Source organism: Mangrovimonas sp. CR14, from assembly GCF_011764015.1.
Lineage (GTDB): Bacteria > Bacteroidota > Bacteroidia > Flavobacteriales > Flavobacteriaceae > Mangrovimonas > Mangrovimonas futianensis.
Window position 1 is genome coordinate 137,953 of sequence record NZ_JAAFZY010000003.1, and the last position, 24,280, is coordinate 162,232.

Annotated in this window: 24 protein-coding genes; 12 read left to right on the forward strand and 12 right to left on the reverse strand. The window is 33.1% G+C overall.

Annotated features, from left to right (window positions below):
- The first annotated feature begins 38 nt into the window (after nucleotides 1-38).
- The gene (locus tag GZ212_RS06600) at nucleotides 39-458 is read left to right on the forward strand and encodes a 3D domain-containing protein (protein WP_240923776.1); all 420 of its coding nucleotides are present in this window, start codon (nucleotides 39-41) and stop codon (nucleotides 456-458) included.
- A gap of 5 nt (nucleotides 459-463) precedes the next feature.
- Here GZ212_RS06600 and GZ212_RS06605 read toward each other — a convergent pair whose 3' ends face one another.
- Entirely contained in the window at nucleotides 464-1,024 is a 561-nt protein-coding gene (locus GZ212_RS06605) for a biopolymer transporter ExbD (protein ID WP_166958366.1), read from the reverse strand.
- A gap of 99 nt (nucleotides 1,025-1,123) precedes the next feature.
- Nucleotides 1,124-1,261 (reverse strand): hypothetical protein, encoded by a 138-nt coding sequence (locus tag GZ212_RS06610; RefSeq protein ID WP_157492018.1) that lies wholly within the window; start codon nucleotides 1,259-1,261, stop codon nucleotides 1,124-1,126.
- Between the two features lie 644 nt (nucleotides 1,262-1,905).
- On the opposite strand from GZ212_RS06610, the gene GZ212_RS06615 reads away from it, so the two are divergent.
- On the forward strand, nucleotides 1,906-2,622 hold the full coding sequence (locus tag GZ212_RS06615; protein WP_166958367.1) for a hypothetical protein: 717 nt from the start codon (nucleotides 1,906-1,908) through the stop codon (nucleotides 2,620-2,622).
- Here the strand turns inward: GZ212_RS06615 and GZ212_RS06620 are convergent.
- Complete coding sequence (locus GZ212_RS06620; RefSeq protein ID WP_166958368.1) at nucleotides 2,619-3,185, reverse strand: pseudouridine synthase; 567 nt, start codon at nucleotides 3,183-3,185, stop codon at nucleotides 2,619-2,621. The genes GZ212_RS06615 and GZ212_RS06620 overlap by 4 nt on opposite strands.
- A 150-nt stretch (nucleotides 3,186-3,335) precedes the next feature.
- On the opposite strand from GZ212_RS06620, the gene GZ212_RS06625 reads away from it, so the two are divergent.
- The gene (locus GZ212_RS06625) at nucleotides 3,336-4,898 is read left to right on the forward strand and encodes a DEAD/DEAH box helicase (protein WP_166958369.1); all 1,563 of its coding nucleotides are present in this window, start codon (nucleotides 3,336-3,338) and stop codon (nucleotides 4,896-4,898) included.
- A gap of 126 nt (nucleotides 4,899-5,024) precedes the next feature.
- Complete coding sequence (locus GZ212_RS06630; RefSeq protein WP_166958370.1) at nucleotides 5,025-5,879, forward strand: universal stress protein; 855 nt, start codon at nucleotides 5,025-5,027, stop codon at nucleotides 5,877-5,879.
- A gap of 147 nt (nucleotides 5,880-6,026) precedes the next feature.
- Here the strand turns inward: GZ212_RS06630 and GZ212_RS06635 are convergent, their stop codons facing one another.
- A complete protein-coding gene (locus GZ212_RS06635) occupies nucleotides 6,027-6,884 on the reverse strand; it encodes an OmpA family protein (RefSeq protein WP_166958371.1) in 858 nt (285 codons plus the stop codon).
- Nucleotides 6,885-7,083: 199 nt separating this feature from the next.
- Between GZ212_RS06635 and GZ212_RS06640 the strand changes: the two genes are divergently transcribed.
- Together GZ212_RS06640 and GZ212_RS06645 are read left to right on the forward strand one after the other, a co-directional pair.
- Entirely contained in the window at nucleotides 7,084-7,965 is an 882-nt protein-coding gene (locus GZ212_RS06640) for a carbon-nitrogen hydrolase (RefSeq protein WP_166958372.1), read from the forward strand.
- Nucleotides 7,965-9,005 (forward strand): agmatine/peptidylarginine deiminase, encoded by a 1,041-nt coding sequence (locus GZ212_RS06645; RefSeq protein ID WP_166958373.1) that lies wholly within the window; start codon nucleotides 7,965-7,967, stop codon nucleotides 9,003-9,005. Before GZ212_RS06640 ends, GZ212_RS06645 begins: the two co-directional genes overlap by 1 nt.
- A gap of 29 nt (nucleotides 9,006-9,034) precedes the next feature.
- Here the strand turns inward: GZ212_RS06645 and GZ212_RS06650 are convergent, their stop codons facing one another.
- The 4 genes from GZ212_RS06650 to GZ212_RS06665 are packed head-to-tail and all read right to left on the reverse strand — an operon-like array spanning nucleotide 9,035 to nucleotide 14,129.
- The gene (locus GZ212_RS06650; RefSeq protein WP_240923777.1) at nucleotides 9,035-10,438 is read right to left on the reverse strand and encodes a TolC family protein; all 1,404 of its coding nucleotides are present in this window, start codon (nucleotides 10,436-10,438) and stop codon (nucleotides 9,035-9,037) included.
- Nucleotides 10,435-11,790, reverse strand: coding sequence for an HlyD family secretion protein (locus tag GZ212_RS06655; RefSeq protein ID WP_166958374.1), 1,356 nt, complete (start codon nucleotides 11,788-11,790; stop codon nucleotides 10,435-10,437). The genes GZ212_RS06650 and GZ212_RS06655 overlap by 4 nt, the downstream gene beginning before the upstream one ends.
- A 3-nt stretch (nucleotides 11,791-11,793) precedes the next feature.
- Nucleotides 11,794-13,443 (reverse strand): peptidase domain-containing ABC transporter, encoded by a 1,650-nt coding sequence (locus tag GZ212_RS06660; protein WP_166958375.1) that lies wholly within the window; start codon nucleotides 13,441-13,443, stop codon nucleotides 11,794-11,796.
- Nucleotides 13,440-14,129, reverse strand: a complete 690-nt coding sequence (locus GZ212_RS06665; protein WP_166958377.1) for a TetR/AcrR family transcriptional regulator — start codon at nucleotides 14,127-14,129, stop codon at nucleotides 13,440-13,442. The genes GZ212_RS06660 and GZ212_RS06665 overlap by 4 nt, the downstream gene beginning before the upstream one ends.
- Before the next feature lie 1,009 nt (nucleotides 14,130-15,138).
- Here GZ212_RS06665 and GZ212_RS06670 point away from each other — a divergent pair.
- The 4 genes from GZ212_RS06670 to GZ212_RS06685 are packed head-to-tail and all read left to right on the forward strand — an operon-like array spanning nucleotide 15,139 to nucleotide 17,973.
- Nucleotides 15,139-15,339, forward strand: a complete 201-nt coding sequence (locus GZ212_RS06670) for a helix-turn-helix transcriptional regulator (RefSeq protein WP_166958379.1) — start codon at nucleotides 15,139-15,141, stop codon at nucleotides 15,337-15,339.
- A gap of 7 nt (nucleotides 15,340-15,346) precedes the next feature.
- Complete coding sequence (locus GZ212_RS06675) at nucleotides 15,347-15,880, forward strand: DNA adenine methylase (RefSeq protein WP_166958381.1); 534 nt, start codon at nucleotides 15,347-15,349, stop codon at nucleotides 15,878-15,880.
- Nucleotides 15,881-15,885: 5 nt separating this feature from the next.
- Entirely contained in the window at nucleotides 15,886-16,641 is a 756-nt protein-coding gene (locus GZ212_RS06680; RefSeq protein WP_166958383.1) for a hypothetical protein, read from the forward strand.
- A gap of 9 nt (nucleotides 16,642-16,650) precedes the next feature.
- The gene (locus GZ212_RS06685; protein WP_166958385.1) at nucleotides 16,651-17,973 is read left to right on the forward strand and encodes a DGQHR domain-containing protein; all 1,323 of its coding nucleotides are present in this window, start codon (nucleotides 16,651-16,653) and stop codon (nucleotides 17,971-17,973) included.
- Here GZ212_RS06685 and GZ212_RS06690 read toward each other — a convergent pair.
- The 3 genes from GZ212_RS06690 to GZ212_RS06700 are packed head-to-tail and all read right to left on the reverse strand — an operon-like array spanning nucleotide 17,970 to nucleotide 20,636.
- Complete coding sequence (locus GZ212_RS06690) at nucleotides 17,970-18,866, reverse strand: site-specific DNA-methyltransferase (protein ID WP_166958387.1); 897 nt, start codon at nucleotides 18,864-18,866, stop codon at nucleotides 17,970-17,972. The genes GZ212_RS06685 and GZ212_RS06690 overlap by 4 nt on opposite strands.
- 29 nt (nucleotides 18,867-18,895) lie before the next feature.
- On the reverse strand, nucleotides 18,896-19,735 hold the full coding sequence (locus GZ212_RS06695) for a type II restriction endonuclease (RefSeq protein ID WP_166958389.1): 840 nt from the start codon (nucleotides 19,733-19,735) through the stop codon (nucleotides 18,896-18,898).
- Entirely contained in the window at nucleotides 19,719-20,636 is a 918-nt protein-coding gene (locus GZ212_RS06700) for a DNA adenine methylase (RefSeq protein WP_166958390.1), read from the reverse strand. The genes GZ212_RS06695 and GZ212_RS06700 overlap by 17 nt, the downstream gene beginning before the upstream one ends.
- A gap of 397 nt (nucleotides 20,637-21,033) precedes the next feature.
- Between GZ212_RS06700 and GZ212_RS06705 the strand changes: the two genes are divergently transcribed.
- Nucleotides 21,034-21,402, forward strand: coding sequence for a hypothetical protein (locus GZ212_RS06705; protein ID WP_166958392.1), 369 nt, complete (start codon nucleotides 21,034-21,036; stop codon nucleotides 21,400-21,402).
- A 49-nt stretch (nucleotides 21,403-21,451) separates the two neighbouring features.
- On the opposite strand, the gene GZ212_RS06710 is transcribed toward GZ212_RS06705, so the two are convergent.
- Nucleotides 21,452-23,236: a prolipoprotein diacylglyceryl transferase family protein gene (locus GZ212_RS06710; protein ID WP_166958394.1), complete on the reverse strand. Its 1,785-nt coding sequence runs from the start codon at nucleotides 23,234-23,236 to the stop codon at nucleotides 21,452-21,454.
- Nucleotides 23,237-23,380: 144 nt separating this feature from the next.
- On the opposite strand from GZ212_RS06710, the gene GZ212_RS06715 reads away from it, so the two are divergent.
- A complete protein-coding gene (locus GZ212_RS06715; RefSeq protein ID WP_166958396.1) occupies nucleotides 23,381-24,280 on the forward strand; it encodes a DUF6268 family outer membrane beta-barrel protein in 900 nt (299 codons plus the stop codon).

The window sequence follows — 24,280 nt, forward strand, 5'->3', positions numbered from 1 at the left end:
AAAGAGCGCCATAAGCGCTCTTTTTTTTATATTAGTCCATGCGATTTTCCCTTTATGTCCTTTTAGGATGTTTTTTTCTTTTTGCATGTAACCCTTCTAATAAAAAGGAGGAGAAAGAATTTATTAAGTTCTGCGTTACGGCAACTGCCTATAATTCTTTGGAATATCAAACTTCACCCAATCCGCATATAACTGCTTTTGGTGATAGCTTATTCCCTGGAAAAAAATACATTGCTGTTTCTAGAGATTTATTAAAATTTGGTCTTAATCACAACACTCCAGTACAAATTGAAGGCTTGGAGGGTATTTATTTGGTAAAGGATAAAATGCACTACAGAAAACGGAACCAAATAGATATTTATATGGGCACCGATGTGAAAGCCGCTTTGAAATGGGGGAGGCGTAAGGTTAATATTTCATATCCATGGGTTAAGGATTCTGTAGCCATCTTAAATTAAAAGGATTATTTAGATATTTCAGCTTCAGAAACTACGAAAGGATAGGCTTCTTTTGCCAAGGCAATGTCCTCGTCATTTAGTACTTCTGGTGATTTCTTCAAAATATTACGCACATAATTCTCCCTGAGCTCCAAATAGGCTTTGGTTAATTCATCCTGTACTGCCACGTAAAATTGATACGATGTTTCTCGGTCATTTTTTAATGAAATCACAGCTTTATTGGGATTGTCTGAAGATGAAACAGATTGAATACCTTGGCAATAATTACAACTACCATCACCATTGTTATCTACAAACAGCTTGATTTTGTTTTTTATTTCAGAAATGGAAACCAATTCGTCATTGACCATTAATTGATTTTGGCCGTTAATTGAGATTCTCAAGATATTTCGCTCATTTATATCAGATGAACAATTCACTCCGGGGGGACAATCTCTGGGTAATTTTCTGCTAATACCTGCGTCATTACTCATGGTAGTAGTCACCAGAAAAAAGATGAGTAATAAAAAGGCAATGTCTGCCATGGACCCTGCATTTACTTCTGTAGATTTTCTTGTACGTCTCATAATGTAGTTTTTTAAGATTTAAAATCGAAATACAAGAACAATACCATAAATGAAAAAAGTCGGCAATTGCCGACTTTTATACAAACTAACTAATTCAAATTAATGTGCTAACCTATTAATTCCTGTCCATAAAGTTTCATGATCACTATCCCACTTGTGGTAGTTTCTCCACTTGTCTTTAGATAGCTCCTTCATTCTAAAAAAGGAATCTCTTGATGTTTTAATAATAGCTTTCATGATACTTATTTTTTTGATTCATGATTGATGTTGTTTTTGATTGATTTTTTTTTCAGCAGTTGGTATACCAACTATCTGTAGCGTCTTTTACAATTCCAATTGTAACCTTTTCTGTCACTAAAAGAATTTGAAATTTGATTGTTGTCTAAAGTTCTCATGATGATGTTTTTTGATTGATGATTGATTGTCTAAGTTCTTACAGTTTATCTGTAACGTCTTTTACTGTTCCAATTGTAACTTTTTGTGTTACCTAATGTGTTCGAAATTTGATTGTTGTCTAAAGTTCTCATGACTATGTTTTTTTGATTGATGATTGATTGTCTAAGTTTTTACAGTTTATCTGTAACGTCTTTTGCTGTTCCAATTAAAACTTTTAGTATTACCTAATGTGTTTGAAATCTGATTGTTGTCTAAAGTTCTCATGATAATTATTTTTTGATTGATTGTTTATTAGATAGACGAGGAAAAAAAAGATTTGTTACAGTACTGTGCATTACAAAGTAGTGATTTAACAAATTTTAACATTTTATTACGTAAGTTTACAATCCTTATATAGTCAATAAATACATAAAATTTCATTAAAAAGTTGTTTGGTTATATTATAGGTACGATTTTTGAACTTTCCGTCGGGATAACAATAAACAATGAAACACCTCTTTCTACTTTTATTCAGCCTTGTGTCCATTTCCATATATTCTCAAATAGATGGATCGGAAACCAATGCTACGGTTATTCCTGCTAAAGAAAATGCCAATGGGCAAGAAAATAAGGTTATTGAAAATAAACCCATTGAGAATAAAGGTCTTTTAAATTCCAAAGCTGGTATTAATGGATTATCGGTTCCTGAGCAGAATACAAATACTGACTTTAACACCAAAAAGGAGTTTTCCATGTTGGGAGGGGAGAAGTTTGGAGATCCTGGAGAGCTATATAAAGGAAAGGTTGACCAACATTTAAAAAATGTAAGGCAACAGTATGATGAAGATCGTTTCTTTTCGCGTGTGGAGCGTGGTGGTTCCAAAACAGATCAATTTTTAGGTGAATTCCGAACCAAAGCCAAAAGTGTCAATGTAGTTTATCGCGACCATGCTGATCCTGACGGCGATAGAGTGAGGGTTGTAATAAATGGTGAAGTTGTTAAATATGATGTTACTTTAACTACTTCTTTTTCTGGTTTTATCTATAATTTGGAAGATGGCGTCAATCAAATTGACTTTATCGCTCTTAATATGGGTGAAGCAGGTCCTAATACTGCCGAGTTGGTAGTTATGGATGAAGAAGGCAATATTATTGCATCAAGTAGCTGGAATTTAGCTACAGGAGTCAAAGCTAGCATCTTTATTATTAGAGAACCTTTTTAAAAGGATTTCACACGTAGCTCTTCAACTTGACCAGGTAGTAATCCTTCAAAAGTATATTCTCCAATACGATATCTAACTAAACGTAATGTAGGAAATCCTACGGCAGCTGTCATTTTTCTAACTTGTCTAAATTTACCTTCGGTAATGGTTATTGAAATCCAAGAGGTTGGTCCATGTTTGTCATCCCTAACAAATCGTTCTGGAATATGACTAATGTCTTTTAAAAAATCTACTTGGCAAGATTTTGTTTGATAAGATTCCTTACCAACTGTAATGGGAACTCCATGTTTCAAATTTTCTATGGCTTCTGAAGTAATTAAACCATCTACCATCACATGGTATTCCTTTTCTATGGCACTACTTCTTATGAATTCACTATATTTTCCATCGGTTGTTAAAAGCAATAGACCCTCCGATTTTTCATCCAGTCTACCAATAGCCATCAGGTTTTCAGGAAACGCTCCCAAGCTCCCTAATAGCTTCTTATTTCGCCTTTTAGTCTGATTATTAATAAATTGACTTAAGTATCCGTAAGGCTTATATATCTTATAGTAATGTTGCAAACCGTATAATTTAGAAAACAATACGCAAATTTAAAAGGATTTTTTAAAGCGTTTATCAACTGTAAACTGTTAAAAAAATAAGCTAATATTTCAGGGCCAATACCTTGTATAACCTTAGAAACACGTTATTTTTGCACATTAGCTTTTTTTATGACCAATATTAAGATAGATACACAAGAATTAGAAGATAGAAGAGTAGGTAAGGACTTATATAGTTACCAAAGAGGAGCCATTAATAAAATTTTTAAATGTTTTGAAGAAGCTCCTGAAGATTACCATTTGCTTTACCAATTGCCAACCGGAGGTGGAAAAACGGTTATATTCTCTGAAATTGTACGTCAATACTTAAAACATCATAAAAAGAAAGTTTTAGTCATGACGCATCGTATTGAGCTTTGTAAACAAACTTCCAATATGTTGCAAGAGTTTGGGGTGGTCAATAAAGTGGTTAGTAGTAAAGCTAATTTAGATGATCAATCTCAATATAGTTGTTTTGTGGCTATGGTTGAAACCCTGAACAATAGACTTCATGATGGCAAACTAGATATATCTGATATAGGGTTAGTCATCATTGATGAAGCCCATTATAACTCTTTCACCAAATTATTCAAGTTTTTTGAAAAATGCTTTATCCTTGGTGTGACTGCAACCCCATTAAGTAGTAACATCAAATTACCTATGAAGGATAATTACGATGAGCTAATTGTAGGAGAGAGCATTGAGTCGTTAATCAAAAATGAATTCTTAGCACGTGCGGAGATTTTTTCATACAATGTCGGGCTAACATCTTTGGTGGTTGGTGCCAATGGGGACTATACAGTTAAATCTTCAGAAGATTTGTATACCAACAACGATATGTTGTCAAAATTGATGCAGGCTTATGAAGAGCGTTGTAAAGGCAAAAAAACCTTAATCTTCAACAATGGTATTAATACCTCGTTGCATGTCTACGACACCTTTAGAAGGGCTGGGTATCCAGTCGCTCATTTAGACAATACTAATACCAAAAAAGAGAGAAAGCGCATTCTAAAATGGTTTAGAGATACTCCAGATGCGGTTCTTACTTCTGTTAGTATCTTGACTACAGGATTTGATGAGCCCACCGTAGATAATATCATTTTAAATAGAGCAACCAAATCCTTGACTCTTTATTACCAAATGATTGGTCGTGGATCACGTATTCTAAAAAATAAAACTAAATTTTCGGTAATTGACCTTGGTAATAACTTCCATCGTTTTGGTCCGTGGGGTGCAGAGTTGGATTGGCAACGCATATTTAAATCGCCAAACTTCTATTTAGATAATATTTTAAGTGATGAGGATATTGAAAACAACTTTAGATATGAAATGCCAGAAGATTTACGTGCTGAATTCGGCAATTCAAATAATGTTTATTTCAACATTAGAGAAGCCTATACCAGTGCTGTAAGAAGTGGCGAATCCTCCAAAAAAGTATTAGAGCGTTCGATAGAACATCATGCCAAAATCTGTATTGAAAATAGTGAAGATTTATATGATGCATTGGATCTAGCTAAAAAACTAGGGGATGATATTGATTACAGAATCCACCAATACACCAAATGTATTAGTAAAAGCACTTTTAATTTTGTGGAATGGTTAAAGGATGACTACCGTAAAAAACTGCGTACTTTCCTTAGGGTAAATTTTGATGAAGTATTTGAAGAAATTCATGGCCGACCTGCTGCTAGCTAGCTGAAATTAAAGGTTTAGAATTGATTACGGGTATGTAGTTTGGGAGTCTTATAAAAGACAAATGACAAAAGTCACTCCTGATTTTGTAAATAAACCCTATCTTTAGATTAAAATTTAGGGATACACATGAAACACATTCTTTTACCTACAGATTTTTCAGAGAATTCTTGGGAAGCTATTCAATATGCCATGAATTTGTTCAAAAAACAAAGGGTCACTTTCTTTTTAATGCATTCCTATGAACCTCATGTATCGGCGCCATCAACAGCCGTGACTTCCAAACGTGCCAATTCCATCATAATGGATTCTATAAAGGAAGAAGCAAAAAATGGATTACAGGAAACGCTCAAAAAAGCTTTGGAAGTAAATACAAACAAAGAGCATCAATTTAAAACCATTATCATAAATGACTACTTTTTAGGAGCAGTACAAAGTACTGTGAGCAATATGAAAATTGATGCGGTTGTAGTGGGAACAAAAGGAGCTTCTGGCTTAAAAGAAGTTACCATAGGAAGTAATACTGCCAATCTTATTGGTAAATTAAAATGTCCCATAATCGCAGTTCCAAAAAATGTGGTTTTAAAATCCTTAAGTGACATAGGTTTCGCTTCTGATTATAGTATAAGTGAGTATCACCATGGATTGGATTTATTGATTGAGTTGGCTTCCAATTTTAAATCTAAAATTTCAGTTGTTCATGTCATGAACCATTCTAAAGAATTATCTTCTGAAATGCGAGCAAATAAAATGATTTTAGAAGCTGAATTAAAACCTATTCCTATCGACTTCTATTGCATCACAGATGTTTCCGTTGAAGTTGGAACCCGCATTTTTAGCGAAAGTCGGCAATTAGACATGATGTGTGTCATAGCCAAACAACATGGTTTCTTTGATAAGTTATTGCACAAAAGCCAGAGTAAGTCCATCAGCCATCATGCCAAAGTTCCTTTGATCATTTTTAATCATGCCGCTTTTGCTTAATAATTCTTAGCCTTAGAAACAAATCCCGTTTTTGCTTTTACACAGTATTTACCAAATAACATATATTTATTGCATAAAAAAAGGTTGCCGAGGGAGGCAACCTTTAATGGGATACAAGTGTATCCATAAGGATTAAGTTCAATGATATTATTTTTCAGATGCCGCTAGCTCCTTAGTTTCAGCGCCCATTAAAGCGAAGAACTTATTAATATTAGGTAGAATTATAATATTTGTTCTTCTATTTTTTGATCTGTTCTCAGCAGAATCGTTTTCTGCAATTGGTTGATAAAAACTTCTACCAGAAGCAATCATTTTTTCTGGTGCTACACCATAATCATCTTGTAATTTTCTCACTACTGAAGTAGCTCTTAATACACTTAAGTCCCAGTTATCCGAAACCTTAGCTGTACTAATACTTCTAGAGTCTGTATGGCCTTCAACCATAACTTCAATACTTGGCTCAGAATTGATTACATCAGCCAACTTTTTTAAGATACCATCTGCTTTGTTGCTTACTCTGTAACTAGCAGTATTGAACAACATTTTATCAGAGATAGAAATCATAACTACTGTTTCATCAATATTGATGGCGATATCTTCATCTTCATCAATTTCTGTGGTATTCATCGACTTTTTCAAGTTGTAAGAAACAGCTAAATTCATTGAATCCTTTAAAGTTTTGGCTCCGGCAAGTGCCTCTGCATCTACATTTTTTAAAGTTTCATTCATTTTTTCTCTTACATCGTTAGAAATGACAAGGTCATCACCAACTGTGACAATTTTGGAGTCATTTTCTTCCGTAAGAGAGCTGATTTTACTGTTGTAAGTATCTATTCTCGCTTGAATTTCATCAAATTTAGCTTCTAAATCTTCCTTTTCAACACGAGTTTTGGCTAGTTCGCTTTTAATTTGTCCGTTTTCCTCTTGAAGAGCTACGTATTTCTTTTTAGAAACACAGGAAAACATAAAAACACCGGTTAATAGTAAAATTGAAATTTTCTTCATAATATTTTGATATTGGTTAAATGTTCTATTGCATTTACGCACAGAATTAGATGTTAGACGCCTTCTTAACATTTTTTATGATTTTTATTTTAAAACAAGGGAGCTATCTTAAAGTCTGTTAATTATATAGTGTATCTTTCTTTGGTTTGTTAGTACCACTGATTATTTCTTACTTTTACATTATTAATTTAAAAATCATATGAGTAAGTATACCATAGCTGTTATTCAGTTAAATTTGAACAACACCCCTGAAAATAATTTAGAAAAATGTCAGGAATGGGTAAGGAAGGCCGCCGGTCAAGGTGCCGAAGTTATTTGTTTACCAGAACTTTACAGCAGTCATTATTTTTGTCAAAGTGAAGACGTTGATAATTTCGCTTATGCCGAACCTCTTTATAGCACCTCTTTTCAAGCATTCAGTGCTTTAGCCAAAGATCTAGGGGTCGTCATCATTGTTCCGTTTTTTGAAAAACGTATGGCTGGTATTTATCATAATAGTGCCTATATCATTGATACGGATGGAAGCGAAGCTGGATTATACAGAAAGATGCATATTCCAGATGATCCTCATTTCTATGAGAAATTCTATTTTACTCCCGGTGATTTAGGCTTCAAAAACAACCGTACCAAAAAAGGAAATATTGGAACCTTAATTTGTTGGGATCAATGGTATCCCGAAGCAGCTCGACTTACAGCTTTAAAAGGTTCTGAAGTCTTGTTTTACCCGACAGCTATTGGTTGGCATCCTAAAGAAAAAGATCAATATGGTCCAAACCAGTATGGTGCTTGGATGAATGTTATGAAAGGACATGCTGTGGCTAATGGTGTTTACGTAGCAGCTGCCAATAGAATAGGGTTGGAACAATATTTACCTGATACAGACGGTATTGAATTCTGGGGAGCTTCCTTTATAGTAGGCCCGCAAGGTGAAGTTTTAGCTCAAGCATCTCATGATCAAGAAGAGATTTTAATGGCTGAAGTAGATTTAGAATTACAAGAGAATGTTCGTCAAAACTGGCCATTCTTTAGAGACCGTAGAATTGATGCTTTTGAAGATATAACTAAACGCGCTTTGGATTAATGGCAAAGACAAACCGACGCATGCCCGCAGAATGGGAGCCTCAAGAAGGCGTCCTCTTATGTTTTCCTCATAATGGAAATGATTGGCCAGGGAAGTTTAAAGCCATTCAATGGGCTTTTGTGGAGTTCATTAAGAAAGTAAGTGCCTTTGAAACGGTGTTTTTGGTTATTGCTGATGAAAAACAACAGGACCGAGTAGCCACCATGCTTGATATTGCTCATGTAGATTTAAACCGTATTCAATTTATAAATCACAAGACCAACAGAAGTTGGATGCGTGATTCTGGACCCATCATTGTAAAAAATGGCAATCAAAGAGAGGCCTTAAACTTTAACTTTAATGGGTGGGCTAAATACCATAACTATCAATTAGATAGACACGTTCCAGAAAAAGTGTCTAAGACCTTAATAACACCTTTAACACAAGTAATGTATAAAGGTAAACCCGTGGTTTTAGAAGGTGGAGCGCTTGAAGTTAATGGTCAAGGAACCTTGTTAACTACAGAAGAATGTTTATTGGACCCAAAAATTCAAGTGAGAAATCCTGGATTGACCAAAGCCGATTATGAAGCCATTTTTAAAGAATATTTGGGGGTAACCAATACTATCTGGTTAGGTCATGGGATTACTGGTGATGACACACATGGACATATAGATGATTTGGCCCGTTTTATAAATGAAGATACTATTGTTACAGTTATTGAAACCAATCCTGAGGATGTTAACTTCAAACCCTTACAAGATAATCTTAAAAGATTAAAGGAGGCCAAACTTGAAAATGGTAACTCACCTAATGTGGTAACACTTCCTATGCCGAAACCTGTTTATTTTGACCACATTAGATTACCTGCCAGTTATGCCAATTTTCTTATCATAAACCAGTGTGTTTTAGTACCCGTGTTCAACGATGTTAATGATCGTGTGGCGCTCAACATTTTGGCGGAATGTTTTCCAGACCGCGAAGTCATAGGTATTCATGCCATTGATTTGATATGGGGATTTGGCACTCTACACTGTTTAAGTCAACAAATACCTAAATAAAAGTATAAAGAGCCTATCGAGGCTCTTTTTTATTCAGGTACTGTTGATATGACATTAAACAAATTTGCTTTGGAATTTAGGTAGTCATTCTCAACTGAAATGGCTTTTAAAACCGTTTCTATAAGCTTAGATTCCCTGCTATTCACCACAAACAGAGAGCTTTCTCCCAAGAAAAATTTACGTTCCTCAGCTTGTACCAAGGTTTCATAATTTGTCACTAGTTCTTGAGCCACTTCATTTTGAATGCCGTAAGATTCAATTTCATTTTTTAAAGCTTCAATCTTATTTTTGAGCGTCAAGTTGGTTGATAATATTTCATACTCAAGATCCTGAAGTTTCAATTTAGCCAATTCAAAAGCACCACGCTCTTTCCTTAGGAAAAGAGGCAATTTCAAAGACAATCCCGATTTGTAATTGCGGCCATTAAAACTATTAATCTCATCGGGAACTTCAGAAAGGAAATTATAATCGAAGGTAATGTCTGGTAAAAGCGCATTGGCTTTTAAGCGCTTATCAACTTCTCGGTTTTGGAATTTGTAATCAAGTGAAATCAATTTGGGATGATTTTCTATTTGAAAACTCTCCAGATCCAAATCGGTCAAACTCAACACCTGATCAATAAGGTTTAATGTTTCTTCATCAGGAATAATATGATCTTCTAACTCTACAGGTATATTATTTTCTAACCAAAGATAATTGGATAACTCCAGAGTTGATTTTACAAATCCAATACGTGCTTTTTCCAAATTTAGCTTTCTTGAGTCTAAATTGATACGCGCCTCCAAAGTATCCACTGCAGGATATTCTCCTTCCTCATATCCTTTTTTAATACCTTCAAACCGAATTTGTGCATTTTCTAAAAAGGACTGATATGTTTGATAATTTCTATAATTTTTCAACCAGATAAAATACGTTTTGGAAGCTTGGTATAGAATATCATTTACCATCATTTGCAAGTCGGCCTTAGCTTGTTCCCTATACAATTTTGCCTGCTTTAAGGTGGCCATCCGTTCATTCATAAACAACCCTTTGGCTAATGAAACAGATACACCCACCTGATAAACACCATCATCTGGGGTATTGTTTTCAGGATTTAAATAATAGCCTTCATTATTATCTACTGCCGCTTTAAAATTGACACCGTACCAGGTAGGTATTTTAAAAGAGCCATTGAAAAGTTTATAATAATCGGTGTCCTTGAAATTCTTTTTGGAATAATCCAGCTCAATTTTAGGATCAAATCCGCCTCGTGCTTTTATTAAATTGGCTTCACTTGCATCCAAAACCAAATTAGCTTGTTTCACTAAAGGGTGAAATTGCTTTACATAAGCCAAAAACTCCTTAAAAGTCATCACATCAGGGTTGGGTTCTTGACCATAGGAGGGAAGTGCTATCCCTACCATGAGTACTATTAGAAAGCACTTTATTCTCATGATTTCTTTTCTTTAGTTTCGGTCTCACTTTGAGGTTGGTAGTAGTTAGGAGGGAAGCTGTTTAACTGCCTCCAAATTTCAAACCAAATAGGCACATCTTCTAATAAAGCCATGGTTCTAGCACCAGACCCCACACGAATCGCCTCAGGCCAAGGGTGATCATTTTGATCGGGACCTAAAAGAATACGATATTTTCCATTCGGACTGATAAAATTTTCAATAGCGACCACCTTCGCACCATACGTACCGTAAGATACATTTGGCCAACCACTAAATACGATTGCTGGCCATCCGTCGAATTGCACCCTCACTTCTTCACCTATGTGAATTAAGGGTAAATCAATTGGTCTTACATAAGTTTCTACCGCCAAATCATGTTGTGCCGGCATGATACTTACCAACGCTTCACCTTCTTTAAAAGTTTCTCCCAATCCGCTAACAATGGCCTTATTAACAAAACCACTTTGAGGAGCGGTGACATAAAGCAAATCGCTTCTTCTTTTATAATTGACATAGGAGTTCTCTAACTTAGAAACTTGAACTTCGGTATCCATTTGAGCAGATTGTGCCGTGTACATGTCACTTTCTGCCTTAGAAATTTTATCGGTATACTCTGCATTGATTCTAGAGAGTTCCACTTGTGCATTAATCACTTCATTCTGGCTTGCCAAGTATTTATTTTCTTGGGAAATCAACTTAGCCTGCGTTTCCTGAAGTTTTAACTTCTTTTCTTCAACATCTTTTACTGCCTTTAAACCTTCTTCCTGAAGTGTTTGAACCCTTTGAAACTGTCTTTCGGCAATTTGAAAATTGGTGTTGGCAGCCTCCAGATCAATACTATCACTTTTTACTTTCAAATGGGCCTGTTTCAGTTTGTTTTCGGCTTGTTTATATTTCAACTGACGTTCATTTCTAAGTGCAGCAATTTGTCTGGATAAAGCAGAAACTTTCTCTTTGTAAGCTCCTACAGAGGATTCCTTGGCTATTTTCTGTGTATTGGTTCTTTCAACCAATTGGTTGTCAAAATATTCACTTTTGATTTCAGAAATATGGAGAATGGTATCACCTTTATTAACATAATCACCTTCCTTCACAAACCATCTTTCAACCCTTCCAGGGATTTGGGATTGGATTGTTTGCGGACGTTGTTCCGGTCGCAAAGTGGTCACGTTACCTTGACCCGTAATGGTCTGTGTCCAAGGTAAAAATAAAACAATCAGACCCACCAAAGCAAAGGCCAATAAAAATCGGTTAAATTGCTTGTAATAACTCACATTAAAAATGTGTTTTCCCGATTTATATTCTCTCAAGGAGACTTTTTTATGTAATTGATTATTTGAAATGTTCAGCATGGTTTAAGCATTTTTTACAATGGCACCTTCTTTTAACCTAATTATTTGTTTACAAACTCGTTTCCAATACTCGTGATTGCTCACAACCACAAGGGTCCACGGATGTTCTGGTTCGCCCAAAAAGTCAATTAAATTAATGACATCTTGTTCGTCAAACTTTTCCATGGAATCTTCAAGAATCAACAATTTTGGTCGCTTAACGATAGCTCTCGCCAAAACAATTTTTTTCGAAACTGTTTCTGATAAATGTTTTCCTTCAGGATATATCACTGTATTTAAACCTTTAGGTAACTGCTTAAAAAATGGTGTTAATCCTAATTTGTTCAATGCCCATAAAATATGTTCATCTGTGATGTCTTTATCCCCAAAGGTAATGTTGTCTCTCAAGGTTCCTTCAAAAGGAGTTTCTTCAGATAAAGATAAACCTAAATGACCACGGTAATGATTAATACATAAACTCTCCATGGCATATGAGTTAACATTTAATTGACCGCTAGTAGGAAGAATAATTCCAGAAATCAAGCGCATTAAACTGGATTTACCAGCGCCACTTTCACCAGCAATAATGGTGTGTTGCTTATGTTTAATAGAAAAGTCCAAATTATTTAAAATAGTGGTATGCCTATTATCAACCGTATAGGTTGCCTGATTAAATTCTAAATCGATACCATTAGAAAAATCAGGGGTTTCTCCTTGTTGTGGTTCTAGTTTTTTGTCTACCAATTCTCCTAATTTCTCTATAGAAGTAAGAACATCATATAAGGTTTCTAAGTTGACTATAATTTTTTCAACGGAATTGATAACCAAAAGAATAATGATTTCTGCAGCAACAAATTGTCCAATGTTCATTTGTTGATTTAATACCAGAGCACCTCCAATAAATAAAAGACCAGCCGTAACCAACACTTTAAACCCAATCATTTGGGAGAACTGAATAACCAGAACTCTAAAGTGATTTTCTCTAGCATTCAGATAATTGGCTACCAAAGTGTCATTTTTATCCAGGGCATGACGGGTATTTCCAGCCAATTTAAAACTGGTGATGGTTCGGGCAATTTCTTCAATCCAATGCACCACCTTATATTTATGCTTGGACTCTAAAATACTCGTATTCAAACCCTTTTCGGCTGTAAATTTGAATATCAAGAAGATCAGAATCAATAAAAGAAATCCGAACACTATAAAAAATGGATGGTAAAAGCTTAAAAGAATTAAGGCAAAGATAATTTGGAGTAGAGCAGCGGGTACATCTACTAAAATCTTGGCCAATCCCTTTTGAATGGTAAGTGTATCAAAAAAACGGTTCGCCAATTCTGGCGGATAGTAATTTCTGAATTCATCCATTTTTATTTTAGGAAAGCGGTAGCTAAGTTCAAAAGAAGCCCGCACAAAAATACGCTGTTGTACGGTTTCAATAATACGTAACTGCATGAGTTGTAATAAACCAACAAAGACAACCCCTATGGTAACCAAAATCACGAGGACTACCCAAGAACTGGATACTTGCGCACCTTGTACCATGTTAATAATGGCTTGAATTCCCAAGGGTAACGACAAACCTACAATACCAGCAAAAATAGCGTAGTAAATGATTTGAAAAATTGCCTTACGCTCAAGCCTAATCAGACCAATAAAACGTTTCCAAGTGGTCATAGAATTTGGGTTTTAGAGTTAATAGTATTAAGAACTAAATGTTGAAAATATTTGGTTGATGATTCTTCTTCACCAGCATTTGTAAGGGTTTTGAAATGGTCTTTGAGAAAATGTTGGTGTAAAGCCCCTTCAACAACGGTACTAGAAAGACTTTCGGGAAAAGGATAATCGGCGTTCACTTCATGAATCATATCTCTAATACGTAGCACTAAATTTTTATAAATATTGAAAACACCATCTTTATTTTCCTGATCGACTTGTTTGGTTAAGAAAGACTTAGAGTTTTCATTGATTACAATACGATTCAAGGCCACCTCATTGATGTGGGAAAACGTCGAATCCTCAGTAGTACTTCTGGTGATAACTTGAATACCTTTTAATAATTTTTCTTCAGGATCTGTTAAACTATGTGTTTCAAAAACCAGTTGATACTCCAACCAGGCCCAATACCAGGAGGTCAAATAGAGCAGGAGCTTGTGTTTACTTTCAAAATAACGATACATGGAACTCTCATTGGAACCCAGTTTTTCGCCTAATTTTTTAAAAGTAAAACATTCAAATCCCATTTCGTCAATCATCAGGATGCTTTCAGAAACAATACGCTTTCCCAAATCAGAAGTTTCAGGATCCTTTATATAAACCTTTTCTGATACGGTAATCTTTAAATGATGTAATAATGATTTCATAACTCAGACTTATGTATTACAAAAATAATAGTATTACTATTAATAAAGAGATTTTAACTTTTATTTAGTAGCATTTGATGGCGATTTATGGAATTATCAAAAGAAGGAGGTTTAAAATGTGAGGTTCGTAATGAATTTTAAAGCATAGGCACCAAACCCTTATAATTATTCTTGGAGTTCTTAGAGCAACATAATTATTTGAAATAGGTAATAATTGGCAGAAGGGGAAGTTCTTGAAATTTTCTATTTTACATAATATAAATTATAGTACAAATGTGTTTGTATGATTGTTTATCCCAAATGTACATTTGATAGCTATAATTCTCTATTATGTAAAATATCCCAGAACGTTTAGAAATATGAATGAAACATTGTACTTGGGTCATTAAACTTTTTTAATCGGTCTGCTACGCAGTGTTAATTTATTTGTATCTATAATTTGCCGTTATGTAAAATAGCCGCTACCAAGCGCTCGATTGTTTTATAAAATTAAATTGTTACCACAATTTATTTTACACACAATTATCCATCGCTTGCCAACGCCATATAAAAGCTTCACTTTTTACATTGTTTTAAAATTCGCGTATTTGATAAAATGTACGTCAAAAAAAATTTTATGAGATTCTCGTCAAGTTGCCACAAGAGTATAAAATTTCTCTTCGAGTAAATTTCTATACACTTGTTCTATTTAGAACTCTAATTCAAGTTTTTCCTTTTTGTGCGTTATCTTTTGCCTTGATGCAAAAGAAACAAAAAATCAAGGCTGCATATAATTTTGGAAACAATTAACGTCTCGTTCCACTATATTTTAGGAAACATTACAACTTTTTAAAACTATGTAGAAATATTATGTAAAATAGAAATATTTAAGAAACCGTATTCCTGAACTCCTAAAATATTGTCGTTACACTCGCCTATTGTTTTAGCCAAAATTTTATGAGGTCTTTTTATTATGAAATGTAGACAATAATCCGTTGTACAATAATCGACAAATTCACAACTTTAAAAAATGAATGTTAAAGTGAAATTTGGTAAAAAAATTAAGGAGTTAAGGCTTAAAAATGGTTTATCACAAGAAGCATTAGCAAACCTTGCTGATATTGATAGAACTTATTTACCAAGTATTGAAAAAGGAGAAACTAATGTTTCTATTGTTATAGCAGAAAAGCTTGCAACAGCTTTAAATGTTGAACTTAAAGATTTATTTTAAATATATTATGCCTGAATATACTCACAATATTAAGTTTTCAAATAAAGGCACTCGCAATGAAATAAGAAAAAATTTAATTGATATTTTCTTAAAAGAAATCCCAGGTACTGGAAAAGGTGTAGATGCTTCGAGAAATACCTATTTTGTAGAAACATTAGATTCAGGTAATAGAATATTTTTAAGACGACCTGCTTGGTTAAAGAAAGGGTTTGATTTTGTTATTCATGTTGAAAATGTTGATTTTGGAAAAGGATTAGAAAGAAGAGTAAGAACAAATCCAAAACATACAGAGCTTTTTGAAGATTTAGAACAAAAAAAGATAGAAAACCCTAAAGATTATTTAGATCTTTACGATTTTTTAGAACGCGTTTATAACTGCGAAGATGTTTCAAAAGCAGAATATAAACATTTAGTATTTAAATCTGGTTATGATTTAGACTTAATAGTTTTAATTTTTAAATGGTTTTTTATTGAGCAAGATATTAGAGATTGGAGTTATTCTGGTAGAACAATGTGTTTTACCGGAATACCAAAAAAATAATTGATATGGAAGATAAAAAATATAAATTATTCCTAAACGCCTTGAATTGGTCAGCTTTAGTTATAATACTATTATCACTAACATCGTTAGTTGTAATAATCTTTTATTTAACTTTTAGTGATAATTCTCCTGTTATTAATAATGTAGATGTTATCTACAGTTCAAGTCAAAATGATTCTATTCAAAAAATCACATTCGAATCTTATGAAAAAATATTAGAAAAAAAGATTTCTGATGTTAATGAAGTTGAAACTATTATTGAAAAAAAGATAAGTGAAGTAAATTCTTTTTACAAGTTTATAGGAACAATATTAGCCATAATTATTGCTGTAACGGGCTTTTTTGGTTTTAAGTCTCTACAAGAATTAAAAAGAAGTACTCTCGAAAAGGTTAAAGAAGTATCTGAAAATATTGCAGTTAAAGAAATTGATAAAGAAAAGCAAAACCTTAAAGATATTACCAATAAAACTATAAGTGAAGCAGCTCTGGAGCAGAAGCTCAAATTAATAAGTGATTTTCATGACTATGAAATTAAATTAAATACACTTAATAGTGATTTAGATGAAGTAAAATCTAGAGATTCTAAAATTGAAGAATTAGATAAAGAAATTAGTGATTTGAAGAGAAAAGTGAATTTATTATTTGACGCAGCTACTAAAGTAGAAAGATCAGAAGAACAAGAGATTCCTGTTAAAGAGGATATGGATAAAGATATCAATCTAGGAGATTTAGAAGATAATGATGAATTTGATAATAATTAAAAGTCACTTATGAGTTTTGAATATACAAAAATAGAATTCTCAACAATATCTCAAATAACTAAAGGAAAGTTGGGTTTTTCTGCAATTAAGTTTTCTGAACTAGAACCAATAGTGAGTTTTACAGCTAGAAAAGAAGATGGTGGTGATCCATTATTAAGTGAATCTGAAAAAGAAGAAGTTGTAAATGAAAATAAACGATTTTACCAAAGGCTTGTAAATGACAATAGAACATATGGAATACAGCAGTTCATTATAAAAGAAGCAATTAAAGAATATAGGTTTAAGAAAAACTTATCAAGAATTGAATCTTTAGGTATGTTCCCTACCTCTACTCTAATAGCTATTAATACTTTTCAAACTGACAGTATAGATGATTATGAAAAATCATATTTGGAAAGCGAAATTCAAAATGGTAATCAGATATCTTTAGCATATTTGAATGATAATATGTTACAATTACCTAAAGATTATAAGATAGCTTTAATTGTTGATGGTCAGCATCGAATAGCTGCATTAAAGGAATTATTACCAAAGATAAATACTAATTTAAAATTAGGTCGAAAAAAAGTTATAGAAATAGTCGATGAATCTTTTTTACCTTTTCTAAAAGACAGGATTAAGAACTTTGAATTTCTATGTACAATTCTAATTGATTTTGATATCTATCAACAAGGCGAAATATTTGCTTCAGTAAACTTCAATCAAAAACCAGTAAATCGTTCACTTTATTATGATATTTTTGGTTCATCTCCTAATACAGACAGAAATGAGTTAAAACTTGCCCATGATCTCGTAAGGCATCTAAATTATAATACTGATTCTGTCTTATATGGTAAAATTGACATGTTAGGAAATGGAGATGGAATTATTTCACAATCAGCACTCATGGAACTAATAATGAAGTTGTTTGGAAAAAGAAAAGCTTGGCACCTATTATATATGGATTATTTAAATGAAGGTAAGTTATATAAGATTCTTGGACAGTTTTTAAGACTATATTTTTCTCAGATAAAACAATCATTTAACACCTATTGGCCAACTGATGAAGAAAATAATAGAAGAGAATATAAATTTGTTTTGGCTAAAACAACGGGAATGGGTGCTTTAGTTAGATTGATTAATGATATTTATTTAGATATTAACCCAAGAAATAATAAAACTGTTGAAGAACTAAAATTAGCATTAAAAGAAAAATTTGAATTAATAGAAAACAATTCTGATCTATATTTTAGTCCTTCTAGTAGTTTTGTCAAAGGAGCAGGACAAGGATTGCAATCAAAACTATATAAACAAATGGCATATGATTTAGGATATAGAACTAGTCCTGATTAGATTATAATATTTAAATCTAAATTTTGGAGGTATTCTGTCTTTGGCTCTTCAGCTAAAAACAAACTTAATTGTTTTCTGTGATTAAAACCTCTGATTTTAGATTTATAGAGTTCAATCGTTTTAGGGTTTAGAATTTCTTTTTTTCTAGCTTTACTTATATCTAAATATTCTGTTTCCATATCAATTCCTAGATATCTTCTTCCAAGAAGATTTGCAGCTATTCCAGTAGTACTACTTCCTGCGAAGGGATCTAGTATCCATGCGTTTGGTTGAGTAGATGCTAAAATTATACGAGTTAAAACTGACAAAGGTTTTTGAGTTGGATGTTTGGTACAGCTTTTTTCCCAAGGAGCTAAAGCTGGCAATTTCCAAACATCTTTCATTTGTTTGTTTCCATTGAGTTCTTTCATTAGTTCATAGTTAAAATAATGAGGAACTTTAGGAAGCTTTCTTGCCCAAATAATTTGTTCGGTTGAATGTGTAAAGTATCTACATGAAAAATTTGGTGGTGGGTTTGATTTTTGCCAAGTCACCACATTTAATATTTTAAATCCCAATTCCGTTAAAATTTGGCCTACGCTAAAAATATTATGCATTGTACCACTTATCCAGATAGTACCATTATCTTTCAGTTTCTCTCTTGCAAGAGCTAACCATTCTCGGTTGAAATTATTAATGTATTCCGTGCCTAGTGATTTATCCCATTTTCCTTTATTCACAGAAACTATTTTTCCGCTTTGGATAGACAAACCATTATTTGATAGGAAATAAGGAGGATCGGCAAAAATCATATCAAACTTATGTTCAAACTTTTGGAGTAACTCATTTGAGTTTCCATGTAACAGATAAAAGTTTTTATCTTTAGACCTATAATATGGTTTTATCTTTGCCATTAAATAAAAAGAAGTAAAACAATGATTAATTAAAAAATTACTATGTTTTCATTTTTCACTTTATTAATGAACTCTTCCAATGACGTAAGGTTGTAAAGATTTGGTATAATGTTAAATGCTTCTTGAAGTTTGCTTTTAGCTTTTAACCAACCTTGACCATCTGTAATCCAAACGAACTCAAAATCTTTGTATTGATTAATTTTGGGAGCTAAATCTGAATAAGACCTTGCTGTTTCATTTAATTTTGAACCTCCTGAATTATAGTAGTTTACTTCTATTAAATAGAGCTTTTTACTGGTTTTGACTACAAAGTCCACTCTTTTTAAATCATCACCCAAACTCAATATTTCGGGGTAATCTGTTAAATAAACCTCTCTCTTATAAAAAACATTATGTCTATCAAAAAATCGTGACACTGCTTTTTCCATGTTAGTTCCACCTCTATTCTTTCGAGCATTTGTATCTAGGCCAACTTCTACTCCAAACACATAATCCACTAGATTTGTTATATTCTTATTTTTAAAAACATCTGCCAAACCTGTTTCAGATATAAATTCGAATATTTTGTTTGGATCATTGAAGTAAGAATCAATTGCTACTATCTCTCCATCAGAATCAAGAGTTTTCTTAGAGTCTTTACCTCTCACTGCAATCAGTATATCCAATACCTCAAAAGCCTTTGGGTTTTCATTGTAAACTTCAATGACAGCTGTTTTTAAATCTAGTTTGCCAATTAAATAATTTAACTGATTTAATTTTAAAGAAATCTTATTAACATTTCTTTTAATTTTAGTGAAATCAGTAAAGTAATCCAATGTTGCGTTTGTTTCACTTAACTCGTTAAGGAAATCATCAAATTGCTTTGGCATAATCAACTTCTGTGGTATAATTAGTTATCAATAATTCGTTAAGCTTTCCTCTTTTTTTAGGATTTGCATTTATATTCCTTCTAGCTTGAACTCTATTAATATTAAAGTTTGAGTATAAATCATCAAAAAAATTATCATCTGGGTTTTTACCTTTAACATCCGAATTACTCAACATCCAAAAATGTCCTTTTGCATTTAATTTTTTACAAAAATCTCTCAACCGTATTTGTTCATGGTCATTAAATTCATCCTTCGCGTAAGAATTAAAGCTTGAAGTATTACTTAATGGTTTATATGGTGGATCAAAGTAAAAGAATGTATCTTTTTCAGCATAAAACAAAGTATCTTCAAAATCACCATTTGAGATCTCTACTTTTTCAAGTAATTTGCTAACCTCCATTAAATTTTCTTTGTCACAGATCAATGGAGTTTTATAACTACCTATTGGCACATTAAATTCATTAGATTTATTTACCCTATACAATCCATTAAAACATGTTCTATTCAAAAAAATGAACAAAGATGCTTGTACTACACTATCAGATTCACGAGTATTAAACAAGGCTCTTTTTTCATAATAATATTCCTTTCTCTCATCAACATCATTTTTAAATTGATGATATTGAGATTGCCATTCATTCAACTGTTGAATTACTGCTTCAACATTCTTTTTAATAGTGATATATGTATTTGTAAGATCTGTGTTAATATCATTAATAACAGCTTTTTTAATATTAGGGTATTTATTAAGCATCCAAAACATAACTGCTCCACTTCCAACAAAAGGTTCAATGAATGTAAATTCTTTTTTATTAAAATCTTGTGGTAAAGAGTTTTCAATTTCACTAATGAGTTGACTTTTTCCACCAGCCCATTTAAGAAAAGGTTTAGCTGTTTTCAATTATTAAGTTTTTTGATTTATCAAATATAGCAAGTATAAATACAATATGAATTGATGAGTTATCAAAGTTTTTTAACATTCTTCAAATAATACCATTTCACACACATTCTACTTCTCTCCTATCGTCGTTCCGTAAAAAGAGTGTTTCATTAACTATAGTAAAAAAAGCCTTAAAGAAGAAAACTTTTAAAAGAAAAATCAGCAAATGAAATTATTGCTTTTACCAAAGCAAAGTAACATAATGCTGACCATTATAGGACAAACAAACCATGATAACAATTTATTTATAGATGTACTATTTTAATAGCCTATGTAAAAATCCCAGAAGCTAATTAAATGACTAAACCGAAAAATATCTTATCTTTATAAAAGTGTTAATTAATTAGAATTTATAATTATGAAAGCTAAAAGTTTCATTTTAATTTTATCTATTCTTTTTGCCGGACAAGCCATTTATGCTCAAAGTGACTCAAAGAATGATTTTTCTGGGAAATATCAATCTGATATGCAATTTGTACAATTGATTCCTGAAGGCATTAATAAGTATATTGCCAAGTTTACAGAAGACTGTGAATTAACAACAAAAGTTGGAACTGTAAATGATAAAGGTGTTCTCGAGATTCCATTTCTTGGAGAAAATCAAATGCAACATATGTTTATCAAAAAAACGGGTAATGAAATAAAAATTTGGAATTCTGATAATTCACCAATGATGCAAGCGTGCAATGGAGCGACTCTTGCAGGTATTTATGAAAAAAGAAAATAAACCTTAACGGTATTTAAAGTATAATACAATTAGCTATAACGAATCATGATCATTTCTCTGATTGACCAAACCGATAGTTAACCGAGAATACAAATTTACCAGATGCCTTATTATCCAGAATTTCAAAATTGTTTTCTTTAAAAATATACATGACTTCAACACCAAAGTGATCACTTACTAAGGCTTTGGCCGAAATATAGGGTGTTTCCAAATTCCAAATATAACCTCCCCTTAAGCTATAATCCTCACTAAGACCAAAAGCACTTCCCACACTTGAACGCATATATAAAGTTGGGTATGGTGATGGCATTAGGAATCCATAATTAAAATCGGCATCAAAATATTTTCTGGGTCCAACCCTAAAATAAAATTCTGGAGTGATATTATAATCCTTATCGGCATCTTCAATAGACCCAGAATCAACTGTTAAATCTTTATTTATTCTAAGACTACCCACTTGAATACCGCCTCCAACACCTATCCATTTACCATCAATTTTAAAGTATGGGTTGATGGCATACACAAAATCAGACCGGCTTTCATTGGTTCTTAATCGGGTACTTTTAATATTGCCTCCAGACAGATTGGCACCAACGGTGTAGGTTGTTTTCTTTTTTGTGACGACCTGAGAATACCCCAATCCAAATACCTGATAGACCTGTTTGTAATATTCATAATTATAGGTTGTTCCGCAAGTTCCTTGATGTGGATCAAACATGACTTCATTGATATAGTTTCCAAAAGAACCACCCACATCAAAACGATGGTATTTAGTAGTTTTGATTGAATCCTTTGGCAATGTTTGGGCGAACACTACAAACGGTGCTATTAAAAAAACGCTTGTTATCCAACGATATTCCCTTAACTGAACTTCGGTAAAGAGACTGTAAACCAACAGAATAACCACCGGAATAAACTTCATCCAAACCACCATTAATTCATAACCCGTAAATAAATCTTTAACGGTATAGATTATCATGGAAATTAAAATGGTAACCATGAATTCGTTTTGGAAGGACAAGGCATTTTTGCGTTCTGGAAACCATTCCAGTGACCTTCTTTTTTCATACCACAACAGAATCAAAACCACCAAAACACCATAAATCAACATACTCCAATGGAACATACGCATTCCAAAAACATACCAGGTATTGAATTGTGAACTATTAGGATCTCTTAAAAATTCAATGCCAAATCGCATCAAAAAAAACAATCCCACAGAAAACAATAAGCTGCTGGCATTCTTTTTCCAATACTTTTGACTTTTGTAAACCAAAAAAGCGATAAAAAACAGAAACAAACTATCATATATTTGAACCGGATGGACGCTTGCAGAAATAAGTGATTCCACATCAATTAAACCTGAATACCAATGATGCAAATGTGCTTGAGTTCCTTTTGGATATTGCACGCTACCAAAGCCCGAATAAAGCTGACCGTAGCAACACCCATTAAAAAAGCATCCCAATTTAACGATCCCCAGAGCCATTGGAGCACCCCAAGCATACAAATTCAAAATCGATTTATTAAACCCCAATAGGCGTTGTGCGATTAAAAGTCCTAACAAACCAAACAATAAGCCTCCCACTGCCGAACGATTTGAAAACTGCTGGGAAGAAGTCGTCAAGGCATCCAACCAATCAGAAACTGGTATGGTAAATAATCGGGATCCTGTAATTGCAAATAAAGAAACGATACTTAAGATCAATAAAATAGATCTCATTCTGTAGCCTTGTTTTAAACTTTTATAAACGACTACTCCGAACAAAAAACCAAATGCGATAAGATAACTGGCTTTAAAAAACAATTGGGGATTACCTATTGAAACTTCCATAATGTACAGAGTTTAAAATAGGAAATTCGATGGTTAGTGCGGGCAGAAAATGCCTATACAATTTAACGAAAAAATGTTGATTTTTGAAGAAAAAACTGATTAAAAAAATTAACGTATCTTGATAATACCGTTAGCTTCAGAGGTATGAAATCTATTTTTTATATTTTATTTGGATTTGTTGCTGTTCAGGTATGGTCTCAAAATTATTTTAACCTGGGGCAACTAAGTTATACCAACACCCCTCAAAATAAATTTGATACTGGTCGTGGTCAAACACAAGTGGAAGAATTAGCTCTTCAATTTGAAATCCCCATAGTAATCAACGAGCGTACTACCCTCCTAGCCGGATTCTTCACGAATCAGACCGCTGTTAAGCTAGATCCTCATAATCCTGAAACCAAACTGAAGGTGCTAGGACTGGGATTAGGTGTTCATAAAACATTTAATCCTACATGGTCAGCCACTTTTATGGGATTTCCAAAAATAGCATCCGATGTGATCACTCTTTCGGGAAACAACACCCAATTCGCTTTTTTAACCTTAATTTCCCAAACCAAGAAAGCCAACCTAAAATACCGGTATGGCATCTATGCCAATACAGAAAAATATGGCTTGATAATCGTGCCTATTTTAGGGCTTTATTACCTTAGTCCCAATTCCAGATTGGATGCCAATTTGAACCTGCCTATTTTGGCAGACATCAACTACCTATTAAGAAAAAATCTATGGCTTGGTATTAAATTTGACGGCTTGGGAACCACCTATTATTTAAACAATCAGGCCTACTCCCCTTCCGGTGCTTATGTATCCAAAATATCCAATGAGATTTCCACGTATTTAAGATTTGCACTCACCAAATCCCTCTATTTTAACACCAAAATAGGCTATGCTCTTGGTAGAAGCTATGATGTCTATCAAGCAAACGATAAGGTAGATTTAAACCTGATTGCCTTTTACTTTGGTGACAACAGAACTCGGATAAATGACCGGTTTAAGGACGGTGCTATTTTTAAAGTGGAACTATTATACAGGCTCCATTTTTAA

Coding starts and splice junctions, on each gene's coding strand:
- GZ212_RS06710 (WP_166958394.1), bottom strand. CDS start 23,236: ATGGAAGTTTCAATAGGTAATCCCCAATTGTTTTTTAAAGCCAGTTAT.
- GZ212_RS06670 (WP_166958379.1), top strand. CDS start 15,139: ATGAATGTTAAAGTGAAATTTGGTAAAAAAATTAAGGAGTTAAGGCTT.
- GZ212_RS06625 (WP_166958369.1), top strand. CDS start 3,336: ATGACCAATATTAAGATAGATACACAAGAATTAGAAGATAGAAGAGTA.
- GZ212_RS06605 (WP_166958366.1), bottom strand. CDS start 1,024: ATGAGACGTACAAGAAAATCTACAGAAGTAAATGCAGGGTCCATGGCA.
- GZ212_RS06660 (WP_166958375.1), bottom strand. CDS start 13,443: ATGACCACTTGGAAACGTTTTATTGGTCTGATTAGGCTTGAGCGTAAG.
- GZ212_RS06680 (WP_166958383.1), top strand. CDS start 15,886: ATGGAAGATAAAAAATATAAATTATTCCTAAACGCCTTGAATTGGTCA.
- GZ212_RS06645 (WP_166958373.1), top strand. CDS start 7,965: ATGGCAAAGACAAACCGACGCATGCCCGCAGAATGGGAGCCTCAAGAA.
- GZ212_RS06705 (WP_166958392.1), top strand. CDS start 21,034: ATGAAAGCTAAAAGTTTCATTTTAATTTTATCTATTCTTTTTGCCGGA.
- GZ212_RS06685 (WP_166958385.1), top strand. CDS start 16,651: ATGAGTTTTGAATATACAAAAATAGAATTCTCAACAATATCTCAAATA.
- GZ212_RS06640 (WP_166958372.1), top strand. CDS start 7,084: ATGAGTAAGTATACCATAGCTGTTATTCAGTTAAATTTGAACAACACC.
- GZ212_RS06665 (WP_166958377.1), bottom strand. CDS start 14,129: ATGAAATCATTATTACATCATTTAAAGATTACCGTATCAGAAAAGGTT.
- GZ212_RS06615 (WP_166958367.1), top strand. CDS start 1,906: ATGAAACACCTCTTTCTACTTTTATTCAGCCTTGTGTCCATTTCCATA.
- GZ212_RS06630 (WP_166958370.1), top strand. CDS start 5,025: ATGAAACACATTCTTTTACCTACAGATTTTTCAGAGAATTCTTGGGAA.
- GZ212_RS06610 (WP_157492018.1), bottom strand. CDS start 1,261: ATGAAAGCTATTATTAAAACATCAAGAGATTCCTTTTTTAGAATGAAG.
- GZ212_RS06635 (WP_166958371.1), bottom strand. CDS start 6,884: ATGAAGAAAATTTCAATTTTACTATTAACCGGTGTTTTTATGTTTTCC.
- GZ212_RS06690 (WP_166958387.1), bottom strand. CDS start 18,866: ATGGCAAAGATAAAACCATATTATAGGTCTAAAGATAAAAACTTTTAT.
- GZ212_RS06675 (WP_166958381.1), top strand. CDS start 15,347: ATGCCTGAATATACTCACAATATTAAGTTTTCAAATAAAGGCACTCGC.
- GZ212_RS06655 (WP_166958374.1), bottom strand. CDS start 11,790: ATGCTGAACATTTCAAATAATCAATTACATAAAAAAGTCTCCTTGAGA.
- GZ212_RS06695 (WP_166958389.1), bottom strand. CDS start 19,735: ATGCCAAAGCAATTTGATGATTTCCTTAACGAGTTAAGTGAAACAAAC.
- GZ212_RS06600 (WP_240923776.1), top strand. CDS start 39: ATGCGATTTTCCCTTTATGTCCTTTTAGGATGTTTTTTTCTTTTTGCA.
- GZ212_RS06715 (WP_166958396.1), top strand. CDS start 23,381: ATGAAATCTATTTTTTATATTTTATTTGGATTTGTTGCTGTTCAGGTA.
- GZ212_RS06650 (WP_240923777.1), bottom strand. CDS start 10,438: ATGAGAATAAAGTGCTTTCTAATAGTACTCATGGTAGGGATAGCACTT.